Below are 24,991 nucleotides of genomic sequence, written 5' to 3'. Positions count from 1 at the left end.
CTTAAACTGAACGTTTTCAGTTGCTTTTTCATGACATTTTCCTCTTATTTGGTGTCATCGTATTAATTGAAACGGCCCAGCTTCACTTTTGGATGCAAATACTTTAAAGAAATGTTAAATAAAATTTCAGGCATAAAAAAACGGGCGTAAAATGCCCGTCTTTAATACTCTACTTAGTGGCTTTACAAGATTGCCAATTCGGCGATGTAAAGCACCTCGGTAGGTGATCCATTAGGTGAACCACCAACTGGCTCGAGACTCACAGCTAATGCAGCAATATCTATTTGCTCGAAAATTGCATTCTTCGGTAGAGACGTTTTCCCTGTTTGTGCCAATAATCCAAGAGAAATAGGTGCGCTACCGTCTTTGGGAACCATCCACAGTTCGTAATCATTGTTTGCTTTAGCTAGCACGTTTTTGGTGGCTTGGGCTTCAATTTTTTGAGTAAATATTTCAATTAACCACAATGGAGTGTTTTGTTCATCTGTAACAACCGTAAACTGTATACTGTCTTCCACTGGTTGTTGAATAGGTTTAACCAATAACACTGCCAAAATAACCACAGCAGCAGTTGCCAACACAGATAAGCCTTTCCAAAAATTATTCGTTTTCTGAGGTAACGAAACCACGTTATCATCTGCAGATTTAATTTTAGCGTTATCTAAACGCGCTTGAATTTTTTCCCACACTGAATCATCGGGCACAATAGGGTTGAGATGCAGTGCCATATCGTTGAAATAGGACTCCCATTGGTTAACCGTATCGGCCAACTCCGAATGTTCCACCATAAGCTGTCTGAATCTCGCTCGAGCAGAACCATGTAGTGTTCCCAGAACGAACTCGGCTGCGAGCGCGTGTTTGGTTTCTTGTTGGAGATAATTCATAGTCCTAAACACCTTCTAAGTGACTGCATTCCTCTACGGATAAGACTTTTGCTGGACCCCAGTGGACTGTTGATATGCGCTGACACTTCTTGGTGGGTTAATCCGCCAAAGAATGCCAAATGGATAGCTTGTTTTTGTTTGCTCTCCAATTCGTCCATACAAAAATCTAATTGTTTCTTTTCTATCTCGGTTAACTCAACGAAATCGTCGCTGGTTAAAACCTCTTCCTGTTCTAGACCATTTCCTTGTCTGACTTTATTAAAGCGCAGTGCATCAAAACATCGATAACGCACAATACTAATCATCCACGTCAATACTTTGCCTTTTGCAGGTGTATATTCCTGCGCATTGTGCCAAATTCGAATAAATGCCTCTTGCAGAGCATCTTCTGCCAGATCTCGATTTTGCATAATTTTAAGACTAACAGCATAAAGCTGTGCACTCGTCGCTTCGTACAGTTTCTGAAAGGCCGCTCGGTCGCCAACGGCAACCTTTTTAAGCAGACCTAGATGTTGTTCATGGTCCATGGATTTCCTAACGTTTTAAGCATGCTGTAAATCTTTCCTAATATATTAAACGCAGTAAAACTGATTTTGGATGCAAAAACTTTTACAAAAAACCAATAGTTTTTTGAAAAGATCACCTGAATTCAAAAATGATTAGGGTATATTTGTCCGCACTATGAATTAAGTTATAGGATAGCACGTTGAAACGACATATTGGTTTTGCTCTAAATATTCTCGCATTAGGACTATTTTTTCCCGGTATTTTATTGCCGATGTTTTCACTCGATATGGAGATGGCAGCGTCTTTGGCGGGATCGACACTGAGTTCAAATATAGTCGATAAAGAGTTGTCAATTATGGCTACAATTGATGAATTATGGCACGACCAGCGTATTTTAGTTGCGGCGCTTATTTTATTGTTTTCAGTAGGAATCCCTCTTTTAAAAACAACCATGGTCTCTTTAGCCTATTTTCAACCCGGAACAAAATTAGAAAAAACATTTTTAAAGATTGTCGCCAGTATCGGCAAATGGTCAATGGCAGATGTTTTTGTGGTTGCCGTCTTTTTAGCCATTTTATCCACAAATCACGCGGAAACTGCTGACACCCACAATTTTGCAGTGTTTGGATTTAAATTATCTTTAGATATCAGCACTCAAACTTTATCAAACGCTGGGCAAGGATTTTACTATTTTGCAGGTTATTGTCTGCTATCCCTATTAGGGACCCATTTTGCAAGCCAAGGAATGCAGCAAACGAAATTAACATAAAATGAGTTGCCTTCGCTTATTTGTTCAAAATTGCAGCAATCAGGTCAAAAAAATGGTAAAACTGTACTGACAGGTTTAGACCATCGCCTTTTGAATTGAGTTGTGTCATGAATGGCATTGTGTCGCATTAAATAACCGTAAATTTCACATCTATTAAAGAAAGGAGTCATTATGGCTATTGGAATTTTGGAATTTATTGGCGGTATTTTTAAGCCAGCAGCAGATCTAATTGATAATGTTCATACTTCTGATGAAGAACGATTAGTATTGAAAAAACAGCTGGATGAAATAAGAGCCGGTGTGCAACTTAAAATGATTGAGTTGGAACACAAAGTGTTAGAATATGAAACGAAAGTTCTGCAAGCTCAACAAGCCGTCATCGTAGCAGAAGCGCAAGGTAAAAGCTGGATTCAACGTAACTGGCGACCCGTGCTTATGATGGTCATTATTTTTATTGTAGCGAACAATTACATTCTATTTCCCTACCTCAATTTATTTACTAACAAAGTTGCCATGCTCGACCTCCCACCAGAATTATTTACGTTATTAACTGTGGGAGTTGGAGGCTATGTAGTAGGAAGAAGTGGAGAAAAGATAGCACAGTCAATACGCAAACAACCAAGCGTTGAAACCGATGAAAAGAAAACATAAGTCAATGATTATGCTTAAGTAAGCTAAGTTTCAATTTTTGATATTTAGCTCAGCCAATTTCAACTTATATTTCCGACTAACTTTTAGCTCGTCGCCGGTGTCTAATTTTGCAATATACTCACCATTAGAATTGGGCGTTAGCTGCGTAATTTTGCTTAGATTGACTATGGTTGAGCGGTTGATTCGCAAGAAGCTTTCAACCGCTAACTCGGTTTCAAATTGTCTAAGGGTTTTGCGGATAATATGTGTCCCTTCGGCAGTGTGTACGCACATGTAATCGCCAGCCGCTTCAATCCACGAAATACTTTGTAACTTTATTCTCAGCCATTGAGTTCCACATTTTACTGAAATAGTTTGTTTTAAATCCTGCAGACTTATTTGTGGCGAGTGCTCAAGTGTTTGCATAAAACAATCTAGAGACTTACCGGTTCTCGTTGATAACAGTTGGGTAAATTTGAGGTGCATGGCCAGTATTTTTTTAGCCGACACTTCAGTTCGTACCCGGTCTAAACACGCATCAAGCCGATCTTCAGAGTAAGGCTTTAGTAAATAATCACAGGCTTTATTGTCAAACGCTTTGATTGCAAAGTCACTAAATGCAGTCACAAAAACTACGTTTGGTGTGGGAAGTGTGGATTCAATCAATAACTCAAACAACTCCATACCATTGATTCCTGGCATGTTTATATCTAAAAACACGACATCAGGCTGCATTTTTTCAATACAAACTAAGGCTGTTTGACCATCCTCACATTGCTCAATTACCGAAAAATCATCTAAAGCGTGTAGCCGGGTGGCTAAACCTTCCCTCGCCAGTGGTTCATCATCGACTATTATCGCTGAAATCGATTCCATCAGCTTTCCTCAGCAGCTAATCTAATATTTATATTGCTTCCTATAATCATTCAGGTAGCCAGTATTTTTCATTGTCGTATATGCGTATTTATGTGCAAATAACAGATGTAACAAAGTGTTGTAAGAATGAGGAACTGAAGACGTTAGCCGTAGAATTGGCGTAGACAAGAAATAAGTGGAATTTAAAGAAGAAGTTAAGATTAGAAATTCCGCCACAAAGAATATGCAGCGGAATAAAACATTGCATCTATTTACGTTTTAATCGCGCGAGCAGACCAAGTATCCCTAACGCAAAGAATCCAAGCGTAGCTGGTTCTGGCACTTGCGAAATAGTGATTCTTGCCACTTCAAACCCATTTGCTGTAAAGTCGGCTGCCGCTTGATCGATTGTATAACCCGTTGCAGTTGTTCCACCAATAATGGCCAACCCACCTGGTAACACTTCTAAGCCATTGTGAAATGTAACAACGCCGCCCTCATCCTGACGGGCTTCAGCATCTGCGCCTTGTAAAAACGGCGAACCAAATCCACGATTTAATTCTGTCCCCGAATCCCATACAGATGATCCAAGTACTAGAATATCAAGACCAACGAAATTACCATCGCCATTAAATAATGAATAAGCCATAGGATTATCATTACCGATAAATGCATCATTCGTCGGAATTAACATAGATAAAAAACTAAAATAACCACTGCTCATCGCGTCAATTTCTAATCGACTTGAAATTGCCGTTTCTCCAGGTTCGAAGACTGGAGCCATACCAGAAGGAGCTGCTAACACACTTTGTACGCCAGCAGGATTGCTTAACCCAAAATCTGACTCTATACCTGAGGTTACTCCATTTTCAGCTAAGTTTTGTAGAGACGCTGAGGCTGCGCTTCCCATGTCAAATGAATCAAATGTACCATCATGAAAGCCCAGCCAAACCGGTGTTAACGCTAAGCCTCCATCGTCGAATAAGTTACTTACTTGCACTTGAATTGTTGTTGCACTAACTGAATGAGACAAGCCGATGCTTAGCCCAATCGCAATAATTCCTTTGTTTAACGTTTTCATAAATATAGTTTCCAGTATCCAAAGCTGAAGCGCTATTTTGCTTTCGCAAAAAACGCACGATTCGCCTATATCTTTATTTCCATGTATCGTCAACGCATCTAAACCGTTGTAATTGAATTTAAAATTTAACGCTTAATATAAGAAATTGAAGATAACAACTAGCTGAAATTAGCTTAGGAAAAAGTTCTCACGGAAGTATCACAGACTGGTCACAAAACATTAAAAAATAATGAACCGAGTCTGCATATCAACAGACCTTTTAAGTATGAAAAGAAATAGCGAATCGATTTTAACAGAGTGGCTAGTTATCAATAGCCAATTAGGCGATGCAAAAGCACTCGAGCAGTTGCTGCATCTCTGGTACCCCAAGTTATCTCGTTACGCACTTAAATTAATTGGTGAAGACAATTTGGCAAAAGATGCAACTCAAGATGCACTGCTGGATTTATGCAAAGGGATCCACAAAATTGATGACCCAGCGGCATTTCCCAAATGGGTCTATAGAATCATTCAACATAAATGTGCAGATGCGATAAAACAGTTACAAAAAGAACGTACTAAAACTCAAGTGCTTGAAGTGATGCATCAAACTGAACTGTCACATCAAAAAGAAATGACTGACGAGGCTGAACTGGATTTGAGCTGTTTAGACAGTAACGCATACCAACTAGTGTATTTGCACTATTACGAAGAGTTTTCCTTTGCCGAGATTAGTCACATTGTTGAGCTGCCAGTAGGAACACTTAAATCTAGGTTGTTTACAATTCGTCAGAAACTGAAGTTAACTAATAAAGGACAAGATCATGAGTGATATTAATCAAAAAATATTAGACGCGATGCAACAAGAAAATGAGTCTCAGCAAGTGTCAGAAGAGCAGGCAAATACCTTGCAGTTACTTGGCAGAAGCTTTCAAGGAACATTTAAATTCACGGCTATTGCAGTGGTACTACTGCAAATTATTTTCGCTGGTTTAACAATATATTTTGGCTACAACCTGTTTCAAGAGCAACAAATAGCCACAAAGATGCATTGGTTACTTGGCGCATTAATCGCATTTGTCATATTTGCGGCATTAAGACTTTGGCTTTTTATGGAATTAAATCGATTGTCTATACTCAGAGAAGTGAAGCGTGTTGAACTTCAGCTCGCATTGTTGTCGAACAAATTAACTAAACCGAGTTCACAGTAACGCTTCAGGTAAAATGAACTATTTCTGCTATCAGACGTTAATATAGTAGTTGATTAAACAACTCGATATCAGCAATCTATAAAACTGATTATAAATTAATTTTTATCCGTTTATACTGATTAAAAGCTTTACATTAAAACAAGGAGATAGAATGAAAATCGACATTGGTATTAATGAAACAGATCGAAATGAAATCGCTGACGGCTTGAAGAAGCTGCTTGCAGATAGTTACACTTTATATCTGCAAACGCACAACTTTCATTGGAATGTAACCGGCATTCAATTTAGAGAGCTGCACTTAATGTTTGAAGAACATTACACCGAGTTAGCCGTTGCCGTCGATGATATTGCCGAACGAATCCGTACTTTAGGTGTAGTTGCACCCGGAACGTACAAAGAGTTCGTTAAATTAAGCGCAATTAAGGAAGTAGACGGTGTGCCAGCTTCTGAAGAAATGGTCAAAATCTTGATGCAAGGTCATGAACAAGTGGTTAAAACTTGCAGAGTAGTGCTTAAAGTAGCGCAAGACGCTGACGATGAATCATCCGCGGCTTTGGTATCCGACAGAATGCGCGTACATGAGAAAACCGCTTGGATGTTAAGAGCAACTTTAAAATAGATAAGATTAAGTCCTAAGCAGGCGGCCTCGCTTCGCTTAGACACCTAATTATCACTGCCGCTTTCTCAAACGTTATTTCTATACAGGGAAAGCGGCAAAGCTTAAGAGCCTTGCCTTTTCCATTAAGCTCATTCTAATCATTCTGCGCGATACAGATAATTCGGGATTAGAGCGACCGATTCTGGTGCAACGTGCGGGATACTTACATCTGCACTAATATCACCACCAACACTATTGATGATATTATCGAACCGCATAATGAGGCCATTTGATTTTTCTGCCACAAATAGATTGGATCCGTCATACATTATATCTACAGGGTTACCTAGCATTGTATTCGCACCACTAATATTGACAGTAATATCTGCTAATCCAGATGTATTTTTAGCGTTTGCAATAACGTAAAGCTTCCCATCAGTTGCATCTGCAGCACTACCTACATCAGAGACCAGTAATGAATCACTAGCTGGATCATAATCAATGCCATGTATATTAGTAGGTGCAGCAATTGCATTTCCTGACATAGCCGGTGTAATCAATCGATCTTCACCTGAAAGCATTGTTGAACCAGCAGCCAATTTTGCACTGACTTGATCAAAAACGGCGATCGTACCATTTGTTAATGCGACAAACGCTTTGTCTGTTAAGCCATCATAATCAACATCCCAAGGACGAGCACCATTCGAAGGAACTAAAGTTAACAAGGGGCTGACATCTCCTGCTGCACAACTTGAAAAAATCATTATGCCCGGCGTTGTAGCATTGTTTTCTGCAACAAATATCAATCCTTTAGCAGAAGATACATCTAAACCTTTAGGTGCGACTAAGCCTGTATTTACACCTGAAATAATGCGATCCTGTGAAGTCGAAAAAGTCCCCTCTTCTCTTGAAGTCGCCACGCGATTAGCAATGATAATCCCGCCCATTGAAGTATCCGGATCATCGAATGTTGTGTAACTGTCACCGGCTAAATCGAACGTTGTACTTTCTATACTTTGGCCATTATCAAAACTTGTGGTTTGCGCGTTTAGAGCAGCACTGAATCTACCTAACATGCCTGTGGTTGCACCCTCTGTTGCTGGGTTACTGCTAATGGCAACGCCCAACAAACCGTTATTAGCTCCCCATAAATCAGACACATCTGGATGCGACATGTTATTTTCAATTTCAACTAGTGATTCAGGCTTAGTAGCCGCTGTCACAAGAGTAGGTGCGATGTCACCGCTTGGACCCGCAAAAATATTTGAAAACACCAAAACAGCATCATTAGACTTTTCAGCGACACGCAAATCACTGCCACTCAAGACTATGTCTACTGGGTTGCCCAACATACTTGCTGCACCACTGATAGATCTTTCGACACTAACATTGCCATCTGCACTTGAAGCGTTGCCAATAACAAATATTGCTCCGTCGGTAGCTGAAGCCGCATCGCCTACATCACTTAATACCAATTTATCGTTAGAACGATCGTAAACAATCCCATGTATATTTACTGAGATTGTTGTTTGCATTTCATCACTTGGCGTAATGACTCTTGCTGGCATTGCAGCGAAGCCACCAGCGACGTATTCATCATACACGGCAACTGTCCCATCAGTTAATGCCAAGAATAATCTGTCGTTGACCTCATCATATGTCAAATCCCACGGCTTGGCAGAAGTAATCGTTTCCGCTAAAGGAGCTACATCGCCAGCTGCAGCAGCACCAAAAATGCTGACACGCATGCCATTAAAGTCAGCAATCATAATTAAACCCGCACCTTGTGCGACATGAATTCCTTTAGGGTTCATCAAACCAGTAGCTGCACCGCTAATTTCACGGTCGAGCATATTGGAATATACAGCGCCATCTGCACGGTCGGTTATATGGCAAAGCGTACGTATGCTGCCTAAAGAACTATCACCAGCATGAATTAAATTAGCTAAGGGATCTAATGCAACACCTTCGTTGTTTGCTGAATTAATGGTTTTTAGAACGGCTGCATTTTGATCGGTAAGACTTACATCACCCGCATTGTCGGGACCGTTAAATGCAAGGAGAAAGTTGGCACTGGGGAAGGCAGGAGTTCCATCAGCACCGTCTTGGCCATTTTCTCCAGCGGTACCCATTGCCCCTTGAGGGCCAGCCTCACCATCATCACCGTTACAGGCAGCTAAGGCTAAAATTACCGATGCACCTATAATCGTTCTAAGCAATTTCGTGGCATTGTCTGTTAATTTAGTTTTTTTGGTTGTTTGCATGTTCTTTTCTCCATTCACTTGTTTAACCTGAAAGTGAAAGCATTCGAACTGCTCAACCGATGCCTTCTTTTAAAACTAACGCGTGACCTTTGAATTTGGATGCAAAAAAAACGAAATAGTAATGAAGAATAAAAAAAGCCGCTGAAGAGACAACAGCGGCTTTCAATTAAATTATAGATTGATTAAGACTCTAACGCCGCTCTAACACCTGCAGCATAATCTGAATGGACTTTTTCTAATACCTCTAGCCAACGCAACTTAACAGAACTAGAACACGGCCCCATTGCATCTGCATAGTTGCTAAACAAACGTTGTTTTTGTTCGTCGGAAAACATTTCAAATAATGCACGTGGCTGAACATAGTCGACATCGCTCTCCAGTTGGTCGTAGCGAGCGGCATCTCCATCAATTCTTAATGGAGGTTCAGCAACACTTTCATCTGCTACCGGACCGTTATGCTGATTAGGCTCATAATAAGCATCGGGATTTCCAAAATCATTAGTAAAGAAACGCATTGATCCATCTTTATGATAATGGTTTACCTTTGTATTTTTAGCTGCATTTGCGGGTAGTGCTTCATAATGTGTACCCAATCTGTAGCGATGGGCATCCGCATAAGAGAACACTCTGGCTTGCAACATTTTATCTGGACTATAGCCAATTCCGGGTACCACATTTGAAGGGCTATACGCTGCATTTTCCACCATCTGAAAATAATTATCCGGATTTTTGTTCATTTCCAGCTCGCCTACTTCTATCAGTGGAAAATCACCGTGGGGCCAAACCTTGGTTATATCAAAAGGATTGTAAGCTTGCTTACCTGCATCTTCTTCAGACATTACCTGAATGAACATTGTCCACTTGGGAAAATTACCATTTTCAATCGCACTAAATAAATGCTCTTGGTATGCCTCACGGGTTTTCCCAGTGAGCGCTTCCGCTTCAGCATTGGTATAATGCTTGTGTCCTTGGTGGTTTTTAAAATGAAACTTCACCCAAAAGCGTTCTTGGTTAGCATTCCACATGCTAAACGTGTGACTGCCATAACCATTCATATGCATCGGGCTGATTGGAATACCCCGGTCTGACATCAAAATAGTCACCTGATGAACAGATTCTGGTTGCGCAGCCCAAAAATCAAACATCGCTTCTGGAGAACGCAAATTAGTACGCGGGTGACGTTTTTGAGTACGTATAAAATCGGGGAATTTGAATGCATCACGTACAAAAAACACTGGGGTATTGTTACCAACTAAGTCCCAATTACCTTGTTCTGTATAAAACTTAAGACTAAAGCCTCTAACGTCTCGCTCAGTATCTGCAGCACCAGACTCTCCCGCAACCGTAGACCATCGGCTCAATACTTCTGTCGTTTTACCTACTTCTGAAAATAATTTTGCACAAGTGTATTGAGTAATATCATGAGTAACGGTAAAAGTGCCTTGCGCCCCCCACCCTTTCGCGTGTACAGCCCTTTCAGGAATGCGCTCGCGATTTTGGTGCGCGAGCTTTTCTATTAATTGGTAATCATCTAATAGTAGAGGTCCTCTACTACCAGCGGTTTTTGAAGTTCGATTTGAAGCTACAGGCGCGCCAGCTGAAGTGGTAAGAGTCGGTTTTTGTCCCATCAATATTACTCCGTATTAAAAAAGAAAAGTTTAATAACTGATTAGTAATAATAGCTAAGACTAGTATTCCTGCCAGACGAAAAAATCGATTAGCTGTATTCACAAGATAGATTAGTGTTGCATTTCTCAATCTATTATTCAATACGCGTGAATAATTCAAGCTGACTTATTGAATTGCATCTCTTCGGTGTATATCTGCAATTGATTTTTACCACTATTCTTTGCTTTATATAATGCTGCGTCAGCAAAGCTAGCTAACTCTAAAAAATCGCTGCAGCGTTCAATTTCAGCGGCTAACCCTATACTAAAGGTAACATTATCTACCTTTAATTCGGCCAATTTTTCATTCTCTCGAATAGTTTGAAACAGGCGCTTGGCGAGCAAGGTTCCATCTACTTCTTTGCTATTTGGTAAAATAAATAAAAACTCCTCTCCTCCAACCCGACCGACATAATCAGAAGAGCGTAATGCGTCCTTGCATATAGAAGCTACATATTTAAGTACTTTATCACCTTCAGCATGCCCGTAATTATCGTTAACAGACTTAAAATTATCGACATCGAGCATTAGCACACACAAATCTTGTTTATATCGCTTACTAATTGTAAAAATCTGCTCTCCTGATTCTAAAATGCTGCGTCGATTGCGCAATCCGGTCAAATTATCTATTACAGCTAAGCGCTTATTTTTTCTATATAATTTAAAAATAATGACCATAAAAAGTGTCACCAAAAGCGCAAACAAAATCAAACCAAAAACAATCCATTCTTGTCGCTTTTGCAACTGCTGTTGTTGTAGTAATTGGGTCTCAAGCAACGCGTTTTTTTCATCCAAAAATTGATTTACAATTTGCTGTTGGGCAAGGTGAAATTCACTATTTAAGCGAGCGGTTTCGGAAGTAATATCTAGACGCGCCTTGGCTAACAAAGCACGTTCAGATTTGGACATGTATTCAAAGGCCTTTTGATACTCACCATGTTCATTTAACAAACCAGCATAATTATTAAAAGCATCCCACTGTCCGGCCAAGTCTTCTGTAGGCTCAACTAGTAAAGCGGCTTTTTCAGCGTACTCGAGCGCAAGGAGAGATTGATCATTCTCGGCTAAGTTTGCACTATAGTGCACGTATGAATTTGCGATACTAACCGGATTGCCCAGCTGCTCTCGCAATATAACAGACTCGCGAATCCAGTTTAACGCTTGTTCTTTATTGCCGTCTTTGCTGTAAAAGTATGATTTTAAAAGATATGCATACGAAAGTGCTGAAATGTCCTCTAACTCATTAAACACCTCTATACTTTCTTCCAATAGACGAAACGCTTGCTGACGATCGCCAACAATGTTTATCATTTGCGCTTCACTAAGTAACGCAAACGCGGCGAAATTCTTCGCATTCTGTGGATATGTCGTTTTTGCTAACTGATAAAAAGACTGTGCCTGTTCGTAGTTTTTCAATTCATAATTTACGTCGCCAGTGTAGTATAAAGATAAGCCGCCAAGCACCGGCCATTTATGTTCATTGGCGATTTGATTCGCATTGGAAATAGATTGTGTGGCTTGGGAATATCGCTGTAAATAGGCGTCGTTGATCCCCGAATATACGTTCAAAATAGCAATAAGATAAGTAAATCCTGGGGTAATTTTCTCACTTGCCGAAAGTGTATCAACAAGGGTTCTCGCTTCATTAAAATGCGTTTCTGCTTCAGCATATTGGCTAAACGAATATTGACTATAACCTTTTAGTATTTGCCACTTAAGGCCATTGTTATCAACTTGTTGATCAACCTCAAGTGCAGCTAAATCACTTAAAAGAGGAACTAATAAATCCATACGATCAAATTGTAAGTACAAGGATGCTAACGACATCCTCAATTCAATTTTTTCATCTGAGTTTTGCGCATCTGCGATACGGCTTTGAATTTGCGATTGTACTTGAGTAAAAGGCTTATTTGAGTACGCATGTTGAAAAAAGTACTGAGTTTCAGCTCGAGCTACCAAGCTGCATAAGAAGAAAATAGCCAAAACAATTTGAAACTTAAACGCACACAACTTCATAGGGGAGGAACAACCAATTAAATAATCAAATACTCGATATTTAAATAGTTGATTATTCGACCAAATTAATCAACACATAAATCAGCTTATAGACAAAGAATTCCACATTTAGCATCGGATGAGCCTGATTCAATGCCTGAAGTCATGTGAGAACGGCGTTTTATCTACTTCTATGTTGCCAGTCTGGCACCTCAACAAGATTGTTTTGAGTCAGATTGTTAAGCTAGTTTACATCGAATCGATGACTTTATTTAAAGGTGGTTTTAGTTTCATGTGGCAAACTAGAAGTTTACCTTCTGAACTTCCCCTGCAGAACCAGCATATGTTTGGCTACCAATAGCAAAAGCACTTACGTCATGTATGTAATATACGAAATGCGGAAGATCACCATTGGCGAAGGTGCGATCCCCAAACTTTTTGCCATATGCACATAAATCGGCTGTGCCAAAGGCATTCCAACCGGCCGCCAATGAATTTACATTACTCATAGCAACTACAGGCTCTGCGTTTTGCAACAGACTTTCCCATAAATTAATACAAAGTTGCGAACCACTTCCCGTACCTGTTGGCCACTCTGAGGTGGTATCTATCGCTACAGTTGCTCCAGCCACGACCACAGGGTTGGTATCTCTAATCAAATATGTACTGCGAACCAAATCGATCGCTGACTTAAATGCGGCAGCTTCTGCTTTTGTTGTCGCAAGATGAGCATCGTCGGATAAATTAACAAAGCGTGGTAAAGCTGTCACCGCAAGAATACCTAAAATAACAATGACAATAATTAGCTCGATTAGTGTAAAACCCCGTTGATGCGACATACTACTTCCCTTAAAAACCTGCTGTTTTATTTATATAAAAAAATCTAAGCACAAGATAAATTAAAGGAATGTCAAAAACAAGCAAATGTAACTAGCAAACTGAGCAATTTTGATAAAACTGTAGATCTTATTTTACTTTCCATTGGATTATTTGAGGTACGACTTCAATATTCGAACCAACTCATTTACTTCATGATTACGCTCATCATTGGTTAGGTCATTTTTCCCAACATGCTCTCTAATATGGTCTTCTAAAATGACGTTCATCAAACCATTTACTGCTCCTTTTATCGCCGAAACCTGCTGGAGGACCTCTAAACATCCTGAACTTTCGACTAATGATTTTTCTATCGCATTTGTTTGACCGCGTATTTTTTTCACTCTGGTTAGCAGTGCTTGTTTATTCTTTTCGATATGTGCCATCTGTTCTCCCATTGCAATAAATAACTATACTGGGGTACAGTATAAATCTAAATGAATTTTATAAACCTTAGCAGGCTATATGACAGAAAAGATACCTCAAGAGTGGGTACATTCACATCACTTTTCTATCGATACCAAATCATCTGAAAAAAAAGTAAATATTGTTTTTGCAATCACCACGATAACCATGGTCATAGAAATAGTCGCTGGCACTTGGTTTGGGTCAATGGCACTGCTAGCTGATGGTTGGCATATGTTCACACATTCAGCTGCCTTCGCTGTTTCAATATTTGTATATTGGTATGCCCGAAAACACCAAAATGATCCTGCATACTCCTTTGGAACAGGAAAAGTGAACACGTTAGGAGGATTTGCCAGTGCGATAGCCTTAGGCACAGTTGCTTTGATGATGTTGATCGAGTCAATAACTAGGTTATTTTCGCCTCAAGGGATTCAATTTGAAGAGGCTATATTTGTTGCGATTATCGGATTAATCGTAAATATTGTATCGGCATTTTTATTACATGATGATCACCACCACGATATTCATCAGCATGATCACAAACATGAACACGGGTCTCATAATCATAAGCACCATCACGACCACAACCTTAAAGCCGCATATTTCCATGTTCTTGCTGACACATTAACCTCATTGCTCGCAATTGTTGCATTAGTGTTAGGTAAATACTTCAATTGGATATGGGCGGATGCTTTGATGGGAATTATTGGTTCTGTGGTTATTGCCAAATGGGCTTATCATTTAATTGGTCAAAGCAGTTCTATTTTATTAGATAAAACCATTTATCAATTGGATCTAGACAAAATAAAGGTGTTAATCGAACGCCAAGGTACCTGCACTATCACCGACGCGCATTGTTGGAAAGTGTCTGGTCAACATTCCTGTCTAATTTTATCTATTGTAACGACGTCAGCGCGAACCGCGGATGACTTTAAGCAGTTACTTAAAGAGGTTATGACGCCTGATCATGTCACCATTGAAGTAAACAGACTATCAGACTGATGATATGTGAACTGTGAAACATTGCAATTTTACTGTTTTTGTATATCATTCTGGCATCGCTTCGGGGGAGTAGCCTGCCCAAAATATTGGGAAAATCTATCAACATAATTGTGCGAAAGCGGCACGTGGTAGATTTGTATCAAATACGATATCGGCAAGACCTGAGGTGCAAGACTATTCGACTAGCGGGCGGATGGTTTTGTACCTTTGGAATTTTCCCGCTGAGTACCCTTTAATATGGATTCCCTATTTACTTCTACAATGACAGTTGCCCTTGCTGAAATTGGTGACAAAACTCAGCTTTTAGCGTTACTTCTTAGCATCAAATTCCACAACAAAACGGCCATAGTTATTGGCATTTTAGTAGCAACACTAATAAATCACGGCTTATCGGCTTGGTTAGGACTTTATATTGGTAATATCCTTTCGACTGATGTAACTAATTGGATCTTAGGAGGTAGCTTTATTGCCGTTGGCTTATGGTTATTGATACCCGATAAAGACGAAGAAGTTTCCGGACGATTTGACAAATATGGCGCTTTTTTAGCGACTTTTATATTATTTTTTCTAGCAGAAATTGGTGATAAAACCCAAATTGCTACTGTCTTGTTGGCTGCGCAATATCAATCACTTTGGCTAGTTACTGCGGGTACAACGCTAGGCATGTTGATCGCGAATATGCCGATCGTATTTTTTGGAAACCGTGTGATGCAAAAACTCCCCGTAAAAGTTGTGCATCTTGTTGCTGCAGCCCTATTTTGCTTGATTGGCATATCGATTTTATTTTGGTAACAAGTCGATTCGAGCCCAGAAGCATAGGGCCGTAATTGGTCAAAAAATTAGTTACGAACAGTTTTTTTGAGAATCTAAATCAGACGTTCCTCCGTGCACACGGATTGAATCTTCTAATTGACCTGAGTTCTGGAAAATACGCCATTGATCATTCAAAGTGGGGATGATGTCCCTGCTTTGTTTATTGATTACGAATGTCAGCGGAGCATCGTGAATTGAATTAGGAGATTGATAGAAATTAATACCACAAAATTGTTTTAGATTGAGTACTGAGTTGGCATTGTACTCATTCATAACAGCATAGTCACAACGCCCTTTTATCAACATATTGGTAATTGTAATTTGTGAACTTGAATCCACCCTTATCAATTTTTTATCTTTAAACAACTGACTTAATGAAGGATAAATATAGCCTCTACGAGTACAAATTAAATTTTTAGGTAAAGTAGTCAAAGAAAAGGGCTGACTGAATGGGGATATCGAATAAAAAAAACTTCTATGAAGTAACAATTCATCACTCAAAAGAATGTTGTCAGGGTTATCTAACCATGCGGGGCTTGATAGGAAAAAATCTGCTTTTCCATTTAAAACCAAATATTCGTTTCTAGCTCGACTAGAATCTAAATATCGAACGTCCAATGTATTATCTTCCGTAAAACTGTTAAAAAAATCTGCGATTATCCCTCTGTATCCCTTATTTACTTTATCAAAATATAAATAGGGCGGAGAACCCGGGTCGTTAATCGCGAAAATTAATTTAGTTGGACCTTTTGTTTGATTTGCATTTTGGTTGGCATATAGAGTCCCGCAAAAGATTAAACTACCAATCAACCATATTTTGGTGAAATACTTCTGCATTTGTGAAACCCCTAACGACAAAACTCTAGTGTTTAATTTAATGAAAGAAATTACCTGGATTATCTAAGTTAAAAACCAAGAGCACAGCTCTGCATAAGAGATTAGAATGTAAAATTACTCTAATAGTAGTCAAATCATTGAGCTATTTTTACATGCAATTTGCTCACTGATTTTGCCATCTATCAGCGTTCTGCTTTGCTGTAATACAGTTTAACACTAATTAACGGCTACTAATGAAAATAAACAAAAGTCAAAGACGATGCCAATATGCTAGCAATGAAAAAATTCACTCTATTCATAGAGTTGAATACCACTTATGTAACTATAAAGACTTTTTTAACCTCGTCATTCTCCACACATTTAGACAAACCTAACAATACGGTTTGGCAACGTTCAGAATAATTGTTTTTTAGTTCCTCTCAGATTCTGAATAATCTTGGTCGGGTGGTGGCAATCCATATTTTTTAAAATATTGATTGATTTTACCTGTCTTACGGTACTTGAGCATGTTGGTTGCTATCTCATCATAATAACGGAGGGCTTTTGAGGTTTTGGGGATACTTATATAGTGATAATTTAAAAAATGGTCTTCAAAAGACACTTTGTCAAATCGGCCTTCAAATAGCTCAATATTATGTGATTCAGAAGTTACAACAATATCAATTCTGGCCATGTCTAACATACCGATTAATTGCTCTGTCTTTCCTACTAAAATGAGATTTTCAGGATTTAGTTTCGAAAACTCTGGAGAATAAAAAATTCCACGAATAGCGCCTAATCTAACTTTTTCCAAATCCTCGTAAGAAGTTATATCACCTTTAAATTTGTTAGATTTGAAAAAAGACAGCGTCCTTTTCCTAACCCCATAATTAATCGGTTTTAAATGTAGTAAACGCTTTTCAGTCATTGAATGACGCACTAATAAATCAACATTACCGCGTTGTGCTTCCTTCATTGATCTTATCCATGGCGCATATACCCAATCAACATCATGACCAAGTTCCTCAAGAACATCTTCAACCAACTCAGGAATAACGCCAATACACGTTTCACCATCAAAATAGAGTTCCGGTGGGTAATCTCGACAATGAGATACCAATGTATCTGCCATCAAATGTAAAGGTAATGCGGAGACAAAAATCATCACCAACATCCGAAAAACCATTTTCATACAAGCAATTAGTAAATAAACACCACTTCAGTATAGACATACTCATTCTGGAGTCTAAATTTTATTTTAGTTGAACAATTTAATCTCAACGCACTTTACTTTGTACTTAAACCAACTGTAATGTCTATGGCTCACTACACAATCGCGAACAGTATGAACCAGCCGTTCTGTCATAAGTCATCGGGCTTTTTATGATTGTGGCTATCGATGCGGGCTGGCTAAAAAATACACAACAAAAATTAACTCGCCTCGCAACCAGAGAGATTTAATCTACTTCCCTTTACAGCTTGGACTTGCAGTTGTGCATTTTCGCTTTAGTATATAAATCAAGCGTTGGTTTCTGTTACTAAAAGGAACTTTGGATAGACTGATAATTTAAGGGAATTGTGTTCATTAATCCAACCATTACGTTAACCTTTGCGCAAAGCTGTATAGCCCGGATACCGTTAGTCGTGGGCTTTTTTTTACTACTATTTACAGCAAATACTGACGCTGAAAACTACAGGGAAATCGGCCTGCCGGTCGTGGAAGTGTTTGGATCCCAAACCCATCAAGGGTCCAATCAAAACTGGTTTATATTACAAGGCAACGATGGCTATATCTACAACGGTACTGGCTGGGGAATAAATCAGTGGGATGGCGAAAGTTGGCGGATTTATTCATCTCCCCAGCGAACCCTGATCCGCTCAATCAGCCTTTGGAACGATAATCGCCTATACACCGGCAGCATGAATGATATTGGCTATTATGAAGCTGATAAACTGGGCCGCTTAGTATTTACGTCACTAATTGAAGACTGGTCATTTGAGCAAAAGCAGATTGGCGAAACTTGGTATACTGCAGCTAATAGCGACGGCGTGGTGTTTGTGACCAATAAATTGATTTTGTTGTGGAATGGCAAAACGCTTGAAGTTGTGTCTGAAAATGAGGATGGCAACTTTCGAATTTTTAGTTTGGCCAACTCGTTTATCTTTAAGTCTCCTAATAACAATAATTTACAGCAAATAATCATTAATAGCGATGGCACCACGTCGACCGTTGCCACCAGTTTTTCGCTACCCATTGATGCCAAAGTGCAGCAAATCATTGCTGATGAAAATAACAATATGCTTGTTTTTACTGCAAAGCATGGTTTTTTTAGGCAATCAGGCTCATCGTTACAACAAATTTCTCAAGCAAGCCTGTTCAATCAAGACAAAGACGTCTATCACGCCATTCGTGCGTCCGATGGGTATTATTACATTGCCACATTAAACAGCGGCATATTTATACTTGATAAAAATCTAACTCCCCTTAGACAAATGGGTGAAGAGCATGGCTTGGGGAGCAATAAGTTTTATTCTTTGATGGAAGACAGGCAAGGAAATATTTGGGCGTCAGGAGTTCCAGATATTATTAAATTTACCCCACCCCATGTGTATAGTCACTACCTTACGGGTAGCAATTTAGCGAATAAACTCGGTTTATTACAAGGTAAAATCAGCATCATGAGTGACGGCTTGTTTCAACTTCAAGCAAGTCCTTCAGCTCTACTTCCACCCTTTTTTGAGCAGTTACTTGACGATGTTAGTTTAGGTTGGGACTTTGTGCACCACAATGATTATCTGTTTTACGCCAACCGCACAGGCATTAACGCCCGGCCTATTTCCGCCGACGGATCACTGGGTGACATATTGCATTTAATCAGTGGAGAAACTGGCAAAGCATTCGTCGTCACCAAAGACGGTAAAAACTTGTACGCCAGTACAAACAATGGCTTATACAAGGTGCATTTCAGTGACGGTCAGCCCTACGCTAATAAAGTAAATGCTGAAAAAGACGAAATGATTGTTTTAGCTGCACAGGACAATGGCACCATTTGGGCTGGAACACCAACCCAAGAGCTCTATCAATTTATTCCAGAAAACAATGAAGCGACATCGCATTCTGTCACAAAATATGCAGCAGAAAGTGGTTTGCCGGCTGGGAATATATACCCCTTTATCGCCAAGCAGGGATTGCTTATAGGCACCTATGATGGCGTGATGGATTTTGACGAAACCCGTGAGCCTCAATTGCAATTTATCAAAAACCGGCCGTCTATATTTCATACTCTAGGGCAGGATGTGTTTCGAATGGCAGAAGGGCATGGCAACAAACTTTGGTATCGTATTGGCGGCCACACTGGTTACATTTTTGAGGATGAGAATGGCAAATGGAAGGCAGACGAAGCAACCTTCAAGCCTTTTTTGCTTAATGGTTACAAGGGTTTTTTAAGTACTTCAGAAAATATTCTCTGGTTTGCTTCGGCAAAAGGTGAGGTTTACCGAATCGACATACAACGTCTAAGTTCTCCGCCGCCACTGGGAATTCTCAACATCCGAAGCATAACCAATACTGAGTCTAACGAACTTTTGTTTGGCGGCCAAGGTGAGGTCATTCTACCAGTCTTGGATCAACAAAATAATTCATTAAGAATTGAGTATGCCCTTGCAGAAAACAGCGATTTAAAGCGCGCGAAATATCGGCATCGATTAATCGGTTCCGAAAATGAAAATTGGAGCAGATGGAGTACCGAATTGTATAAAGATTTCACTAGCTTAAGCGGTGGAGATTATACTTTCGAAATCGAAGCAAAAGAGGGCTGGCAAAGAGTCAGTCAGAAAGCCTTCAACTTTTCTATTTTACCTCCTTGGTATTTAAGCAAATTAGCACTTTTATGTTATATCAGTCTTTTTGTATTGATGGTGGTATTGAGCGGTTGGTTAACCCAAAAATGGCGCACCAAACAGCTACAACGCAGAAACCTTGAATTACAAACTCAGGTTGATATTAAAACAGCTGAAATCACCAAAAAAGCGGAACAATTGGAAGCCCAACAACAATTGAAAGAACGATTTTTTGCTAATATCTCCCATGAGTTCAGAACCCCTATTACGCTTACTGTTGCCCCTCTTCAGGATATTTTGGATAGTGGTATTGAATTAAATGAAAAAGTTAAATACGGCGTAACTGCGGCTGTAAATAACGCCCGAAAGATGTTATCTCTGATTAGTTTAGTGTTGGATATAAACCGCCTCGACAATAACAAATTTCAACTGCGTATTGCCCAATGGGACATGGCTGAACTGGTTCGACATGTTTGTTTGCGTTTTGCCCCTCTGGCGATAAAAAGCCAGCAAATTTTAGACGTCTCGTGTCCTGCCGATCCGCTACTTGTATATTTTGACAAAGAACAAGTGGATCGCTGTGTGTCTAATTTGATTATGAATGCAATTAAATACAGCGGTGAAGGCTCACTGATTTGTGTGTCTCTTGCTACTAAGGATCAACATGTCAGTTTGTCAGTATCAGACAATGGTGTCGGAATTTCAGAAAAAGAACAGCATCTAGTTTTTGAACGATTTTTCCAGGGAGCGGCGTCTGAATCCGTTTCCGAGCCAGGTACTGGTATAGGATTGTCTTTTGTAAAAGAAATCATGGATTTGCATCACGGAGAAGTTAGCCTCGAATCAGATAGCGGCGAGAGTACAACTTTTACCTTACGGTTCAAACTTGGCCATGAGCATTTTGATAAAGCCGTCATGTTAGATTTAACTCAAATTGCTCCCCAAAGACATGTTTCCGATGTAAAACTTAGCGATAAGTATTTACATGCCCGAACAACGATCGATAAAAAAGACCCAAATGTCACAACATTATTGGTTGTTGATGACAATGACGATCTTAGAGAGTTTATATACAGGACATTGGAACCGACTTATCGCGTTATCACCGCAAAAAACGGCAAGGAAGCATTGACGTTAGCGGTGGCTGAATTACCTGATTTAATCATCTCTGATGTGATGATGCCGATCATGGATGGATTGCAGTTAACGCAAAAGATCAAAGCCGACCCGTTAACTAAAACGATTCCAATTATTCTACTAACTGCAAGAGCGACAAAACGGGAAACCGTGGAAGGGCTCGATACGGGTGCTGATGATTACTTGACCAAACCTTTTGATACGGCTGAACTCATTGCCAGAGTTAATGCGATTCTCGTTTCACGCAAGGCGTTTCGTAAGCAGCTTATAGCTTCGTTTATGCAACCGGATAACAATGGTGATTTTAAGCAAAGGCTGCGTTCTCATGTTATTGCGAACCTGTCAGATCCAAGCTTTTCTATAGCTGATTTGGCGTCACTTATGTCCTGTACTGAGCGCACACTAAGGCGAAACAGCCAGAAAGAGTTATCCATGACTTTGGTGCAATTTATCACTAAAATCAGGATGGAAATAGCTCTACAATTGTTACAAACAAAAAACAATCGTGTCAGCGAAGTTGCCTATGCTGTGGGCTATGAAAGCCTGTCTTACTTTTCAAAAGTGTTCAAAAAATATTTCGGATACCCGCCAACCAATATTTGAAATATTCCCTAACGTTTGTCCAAAAAGTACCACTAAAGGTCCGTTTTTTACAACGGTCTGAATCGGTGTTTACGCTAGATTTGCTATGAATGTAGATTGGATACAGACCATTGCGTCAACATTACCATCTCGAATTTTCAACCAAGTAATTTATAACTAGGGAAAGCATCATGAAACGCAACAACATCATACTCAAAAAATGCCAAAAGACGCTCGTCGCCTCGTCAGTTCTTTTGTGTTTTGCTTCGCAAAATAGCTTCGCTGAGATCATTAAAGGTTCGGATGACGGAAATATGATTTACGGTGATACGTCATACGAGTGTACGCAAAGCGGTGATTGTGATGACATCATTTACGGTTATGGCGGTGTAGATAACTTATATGGCGTCACAGGCGACGATACTATATATGGTGGGGAAGGAAACGACGGGATATTTGGCGGCACGGGTAACGACACGTTATATGGAGAGCTAGGGGACGATCGGATTATTGGAGAAGACGGAGACGATATTCTATATGGTGGGCTTGGAGATGACGTACTCTTCGGAAAGGATGGTGATGACTCCATTAGCGGAAATGAAGGAAATGACAGAATCACTGGTGATGACGGTAGGGATGATATCAATGGCGGTGATGGAAACGATGATATAGATGGTGGTAGCAGTGGAGATACCGTTCATGGCGGTAACGGTGATGATCGTATCATTGGGGGATCGGGTGGCGATTATTTATATGGCGATAACGGTATTGATGCCATTGACCTTGGAGATAGTGGCGACGACTTCATAGATGGTGGAAGCGGCGTAGACACCATTTACGGTGGATTTGGAAACGATGAGATTTATGGTGGCACCAGTGGCGACTACATTGATGGAGGCGGCGATGATGACCTCATTTATGGCGATGGCGGAGCTGACACTATCCTCGGCGGATTAGGAAATGATGAAATTCATGGTGGTAGCAGCGGTGACGATATTGATGGAGGCGCTGGTGATGATCTACTGTATGGTGATAGTGGTGCCGACATCATAGATGGTGGAACGGGGAACGATAAACTTTACGGTGGCACCAATGAAGACACATTATACGGTGGTTTTGGAGATGATGAACTCTATGGTGAAGGAGGTGAAGATCTTCTCGAAGGTGGTGACGGTAATGACAAACTTTACGGTGGTACCAGCATGGACTTTCTATATGGTGGCAACGGAGAAGATGAGCTTTATGGCGACTCCAACATAGACTTCTTATACGGTGGCGACGGTAATGACAAACTCTTTGGTGGAACGAGCGGCGATACACTTTACGGTGACTTAGGTGATGACTTTATAAATGGTGAAGATGACGATGACACCCTTTATGGTGGGCAAGGAAATGACACGATAGAGGGCGGAGAAGGTAACGATTATATCGAGGGAAATCAGGGCAACGATTTCATACAAGGAAATGCTGGCGCTGATACCCTATACGGGAACGATGGCGATGATATTCTGTATGGCAATGGCGGCGTTGACTATCTGGAAGGCGGCAATGGTAATGACACTCTGTATGGCGGTGAAGATACAGATATACTCGCAGGCGGCCGAGGTAACGACATCTTATTGGGACAAAACGGCAATGACTCACTTTACGATGGTATCGGCATTGACTTAATGGAAGGTGGTTCTGGAGCTGACACCATGACGTTTGTCCGGGACGGTGACAACGATTTTGCATCCGGTGGTGAAGGTAATGACACCTATATTATAGACTTTGACAGAGACCGTAGCGGCACCGACACAATGTTTGATGTCTCAGGAAAAGACAGTATTCAGACAAATACTAACAGCAATGTTGTTTTGGCATATTCAGCTAATTACGACAACAATAGTCTTGAACTAGCATATCAATCTAATGGTTCTATTACCTTAATGGAACACTTTTCCGGCCCAGAGAATCGCATAGAGTCGATTGTTAACGCTCAAGGCAATTTGATTGCAGATCTGGATTCAACATACGCAGGCCTAATAAACAAGGGTCAGTTTGAACAGTACAATGTCAACTCAACGCTGACTTTTTCAGAGCAAGTATTTAATACTAAACAAGTAAACATCAACAGTCAGGTCACAAATAGTATGGGATTTGTTAATAGTGCAACCTCTAAACTAGATGTGTATGGCACACTAAACAACCAAGCTGAATTGGTTAATCAAGGCATTACCCGAGTACATAGAGGTGGCACAATAGAAAACACAGGTACTATCAACAATACCTCAACTGGTTCATTGATATTCTCGGCAGATACTTTTTTGAATGGAACTGTTATTAACAACGGGGTCATTGCCGCTAATGGCATAAGCGAATTAACCTTGAGTGGTAACATCTCAGGTAATGGTCTATTTTTTGGAGACACCATACTTAGTGACGCTCAGATCAATCCGGGTAATAGTCCTGGCAGTTTGAGTTTCTCCAACACCACCTGGGACAATGTAGTACTAAATATGGAGATCGGTAAGGATAATTCCGGTAATTTAATTTTTGACGAAATCGATATACTGGGTGATTTGACCTTACTCAGCGACATTTCGATGAACTTTATTTTACTTGATGGCCTGTTTGCTGACGATTTGACGGATATTTCATTTAATTTTCTATCCATTAGCGGTAGCTTGCGAGACCAATTTGGTGATTTTATTAATCCTTCAGGTTGGTTTAGTGTTTTGAATGATGACTGGTCGTTAGATTGGCAGTTTAACGATCAAGGAAGTTGGAGTTTGTCAGCCATGATCGCCGAAGACGATGGCTCAGTCCAAGTTGCTGCTCCCTCAACATTTGCATTGTTTATTTTATCGTTATTTGGCTTTTGGCTAGGCCGCAGAAAAGCCTAAAAACAATATAAATCTAAATAGCGTAGCTTTTTCGAAAGTTACGCTGTTAGCAAGCTCATATTAAACGGCTGCTACTTGCATTAGATTAATAGCCTAACTGTCTCAGTAATCCATAGCAAACCATATTGAGTAAAATGTCTAAGTTGATTGTACACATGCAGCAATCTCAACTCATCTCTAGCCAATCGCTAA

At 40.0% G+C, this 24,991-nt stretch carries 20 protein-coding genes; 9 read left to right on the top strand and 11 right to left on the bottom strand.

From position 1 onward, the window contains the following. Positions 1-182 precede the first annotated feature (182 nt). On the bottom strand, positions 183-884 hold the full coding sequence (locus GLIP_RS16465; RefSeq protein ID WP_008845806.1) for an anti-sigma factor: 702 nt from the start codon (positions 882-884) through the stop codon (positions 183-185). Then, positions 881-1,411 carry a sigma-70 family RNA polymerase sigma factor gene (locus GLIP_RS16460; RefSeq protein WP_008845805.1) on the bottom strand — a complete coding sequence of 177 codons (531 nt, stop codon included), beginning with the start codon at positions 1,409-1,411 and terminating at the stop codon, positions 881-883. Before GLIP_RS16460 ends, GLIP_RS16465 begins: the two co-directional genes overlap by 4 nt. Before the next feature lie 179 nt (positions 1,412-1,590). Between GLIP_RS16460 and GLIP_RS16455 the strand changes: the two genes are divergently transcribed. Together GLIP_RS16455 and GLIP_RS16450 are read left to right on the top strand one after the other, a co-directional pair. Next, positions 1,591-2,160, top strand: coding sequence for a paraquat-inducible protein A (locus tag GLIP_RS16455; RefSeq protein WP_008845804.1), 570 nt, complete (start codon positions 1,591-1,593; stop codon positions 2,158-2,160). A 171-nt stretch (positions 2,161-2,331) separates the two neighbouring features. Further along, complete coding sequence (locus GLIP_RS16450) at positions 2,332-2,811, top strand: 3TM-type holin (protein ID WP_008845803.1); 480 nt, start codon at positions 2,332-2,334, stop codon at positions 2,809-2,811. A gap of 30 nt (positions 2,812-2,841) precedes the next feature. On the opposite strand, the gene GLIP_RS16445 is transcribed toward GLIP_RS16450, so the two are convergent. Together GLIP_RS16445 and GLIP_RS16440 are read right to left on the bottom strand one after the other, a co-directional pair. Continuing rightward, positions 2,842-3,666 (bottom strand): LytR/AlgR family response regulator transcription factor, encoded by an 825-nt coding sequence (locus tag GLIP_RS16445; RefSeq protein ID WP_008845802.1) that lies wholly within the window; start codon positions 3,664-3,666, stop codon positions 2,842-2,844. 247 nt (positions 3,667-3,913) lie between these two features. Beyond that, positions 3,914-4,726 (bottom strand): spondin domain-containing protein, encoded by an 813-nt coding sequence (locus GLIP_RS16440; protein ID WP_008845801.1) that lies wholly within the window; start codon positions 4,724-4,726, stop codon positions 3,914-3,916. A gap of 265 nt (positions 4,727-4,991) precedes the next feature. Here GLIP_RS16440 and GLIP_RS21530 point away from each other — a divergent pair, with 265 nt between their 5' ends. The 3 genes from GLIP_RS21530 to GLIP_RS16425 all read left to right on the top strand — a co-directional run bounded on the left by GLIP_RS21530 (position 4,992) and on the right by GLIP_RS16425 (position 6,535). Continuing rightward, complete coding sequence (locus tag GLIP_RS21530) at positions 4,992-5,537, top strand: RNA polymerase sigma factor (protein ID WP_008845800.1); 546 nt, start codon at positions 4,992-4,994, stop codon at positions 5,535-5,537. Next, complete coding sequence (locus tag GLIP_RS16430) at positions 5,530-5,916, top strand: DUF6768 family protein (protein ID WP_008845799.1); 387 nt, start codon at positions 5,530-5,532, stop codon at positions 5,914-5,916. Before GLIP_RS21530 ends, GLIP_RS16430 begins: the two co-directional genes overlap by 8 nt. Positions 5,917-6,067: 151 nt before the next feature. Further along, positions 6,068-6,535: a Dps family protein gene (locus GLIP_RS16425; protein ID WP_008845798.1), complete on the top strand. Its 468-nt coding sequence runs from the start codon at positions 6,068-6,070 to the stop codon at positions 6,533-6,535. Between the two features lie 137 nt (positions 6,536-6,672). Here GLIP_RS16425 and GLIP_RS16420 read toward each other — a convergent pair whose 3' ends face one another. The 5 genes from GLIP_RS16420 to GLIP_RS16400 all read right to left on the bottom strand — a co-directional run bounded on the left by GLIP_RS16420 (position 6,673) and on the right by GLIP_RS16400 (position 13,702). Continuing rightward, on the bottom strand, positions 6,673-8,778 hold the full coding sequence (locus tag GLIP_RS16420; RefSeq protein WP_008845797.1) for a collagen-like triple helix repeat-containing protein: 2,106 nt from the start codon (positions 8,776-8,778) through the stop codon (positions 6,673-6,675). Positions 8,779-8,960: 182 nt separating this feature from the next. After that, a complete protein-coding gene (locus tag GLIP_RS16415; protein WP_008845795.1) occupies positions 8,961-10,406 on the bottom strand; it encodes a catalase in 1,446 nt (481 codons plus the stop codon). Positions 10,407-10,562: 156 nt separating this feature from the next. Continuing rightward, on the bottom strand, positions 10,563-12,461 hold the full coding sequence (locus GLIP_RS16410) for a tetratricopeptide repeat-containing diguanylate cyclase (protein WP_008845794.1): 1,899 nt from the start codon (positions 12,459-12,461) through the stop codon (positions 10,563-10,565). 281 nt (positions 12,462-12,742) lie between these two features. After that, positions 12,743-13,279, bottom strand: coding sequence for a prepilin-type N-terminal cleavage/methylation domain-containing protein (locus GLIP_RS22445; RefSeq protein ID WP_008845793.1), 537 nt, complete (start codon positions 13,277-13,279; stop codon positions 12,743-12,745). 147 nt (positions 13,280-13,426) lie between these two features. Continuing rightward, a complete protein-coding gene (locus tag GLIP_RS16400; protein ID WP_008845792.1) occupies positions 13,427-13,702 on the bottom strand; it encodes a metal/formaldehyde-sensitive transcriptional repressor in 276 nt (91 codons plus the stop codon). Between the two features lie 79 nt (positions 13,703-13,781). Between GLIP_RS16400 and dmeF the strand changes: the two genes are divergently transcribed. Further along, positions 13,782-14,726, top strand: coding sequence for a CDF family Co(II)/Ni(II) efflux transporter DmeF (gene dmeF, locus GLIP_RS16395; RefSeq protein WP_008845791.1), 945 nt, complete (start codon positions 13,782-13,784; stop codon positions 14,724-14,726). A 237-nt stretch (positions 14,727-14,963) separates the two neighbouring features. After that, complete coding sequence (locus GLIP_RS16390) at positions 14,964-15,518, top strand: TMEM165/GDT1 family protein (RefSeq protein WP_040523311.1); 555 nt, start codon at positions 14,964-14,966, stop codon at positions 15,516-15,518. Between the two features lie 51 nt (positions 15,519-15,569). Here the strand turns inward: GLIP_RS16390 and GLIP_RS16385 are convergent, their stop codons facing one another. Then, positions 15,570-16,376, bottom strand: coding sequence for a substrate-binding periplasmic protein (locus GLIP_RS16385; protein ID WP_008845789.1), 807 nt, complete (start codon positions 16,374-16,376; stop codon positions 15,570-15,572). A 409-nt stretch (positions 16,377-16,785) separates the two neighbouring features. Beyond that, positions 16,786-17,529 (bottom strand): substrate-binding periplasmic protein, encoded by a 744-nt coding sequence (locus tag GLIP_RS16380; protein WP_008845788.1) that lies wholly within the window; start codon positions 17,527-17,529, stop codon positions 16,786-16,788. 404 nt (positions 17,530-17,933) lie between these two features. Here GLIP_RS16380 and GLIP_RS16375 point away from each other — a divergent pair, with 404 nt between their 5' ends. Together GLIP_RS16375 and GLIP_RS21525 are read left to right on the top strand one after the other, a co-directional pair. Beyond that, positions 17,934-21,935 carry a hybrid sensor histidine kinase/response regulator gene (locus tag GLIP_RS16375; protein ID WP_083880131.1) on the top strand — a complete coding sequence of 1,334 codons (4,002 nt, stop codon included), beginning with the start codon at positions 17,934-17,936 and terminating at the stop codon, positions 21,933-21,935. Positions 21,936-22,105: 170 nt separating this feature from the next. Next, a complete protein-coding gene (locus GLIP_RS21525) occupies positions 22,106-24,799 on the top strand; it encodes a calcium-binding protein (protein WP_008845786.1) in 2,694 nt (897 codons plus the stop codon). Positions 24,800-24,991 lie beyond the last annotated feature (192 nt).

Origin of the sequence: Aliiglaciecola lipolytica E3, from assembly GCF_000314975.1 — a bacterium.
In the GTDB taxonomy this organism is placed as follows: Bacteria; Pseudomonadota; Gammaproteobacteria; order Enterobacterales; family Alteromonadaceae; genus Aliiglaciecola; species Aliiglaciecola lipolytica.
The sequence above is the reverse complement of the archived record's forward strand: the minus strand, read 5'-3'. Positions and strand labels throughout refer to the sequence as shown.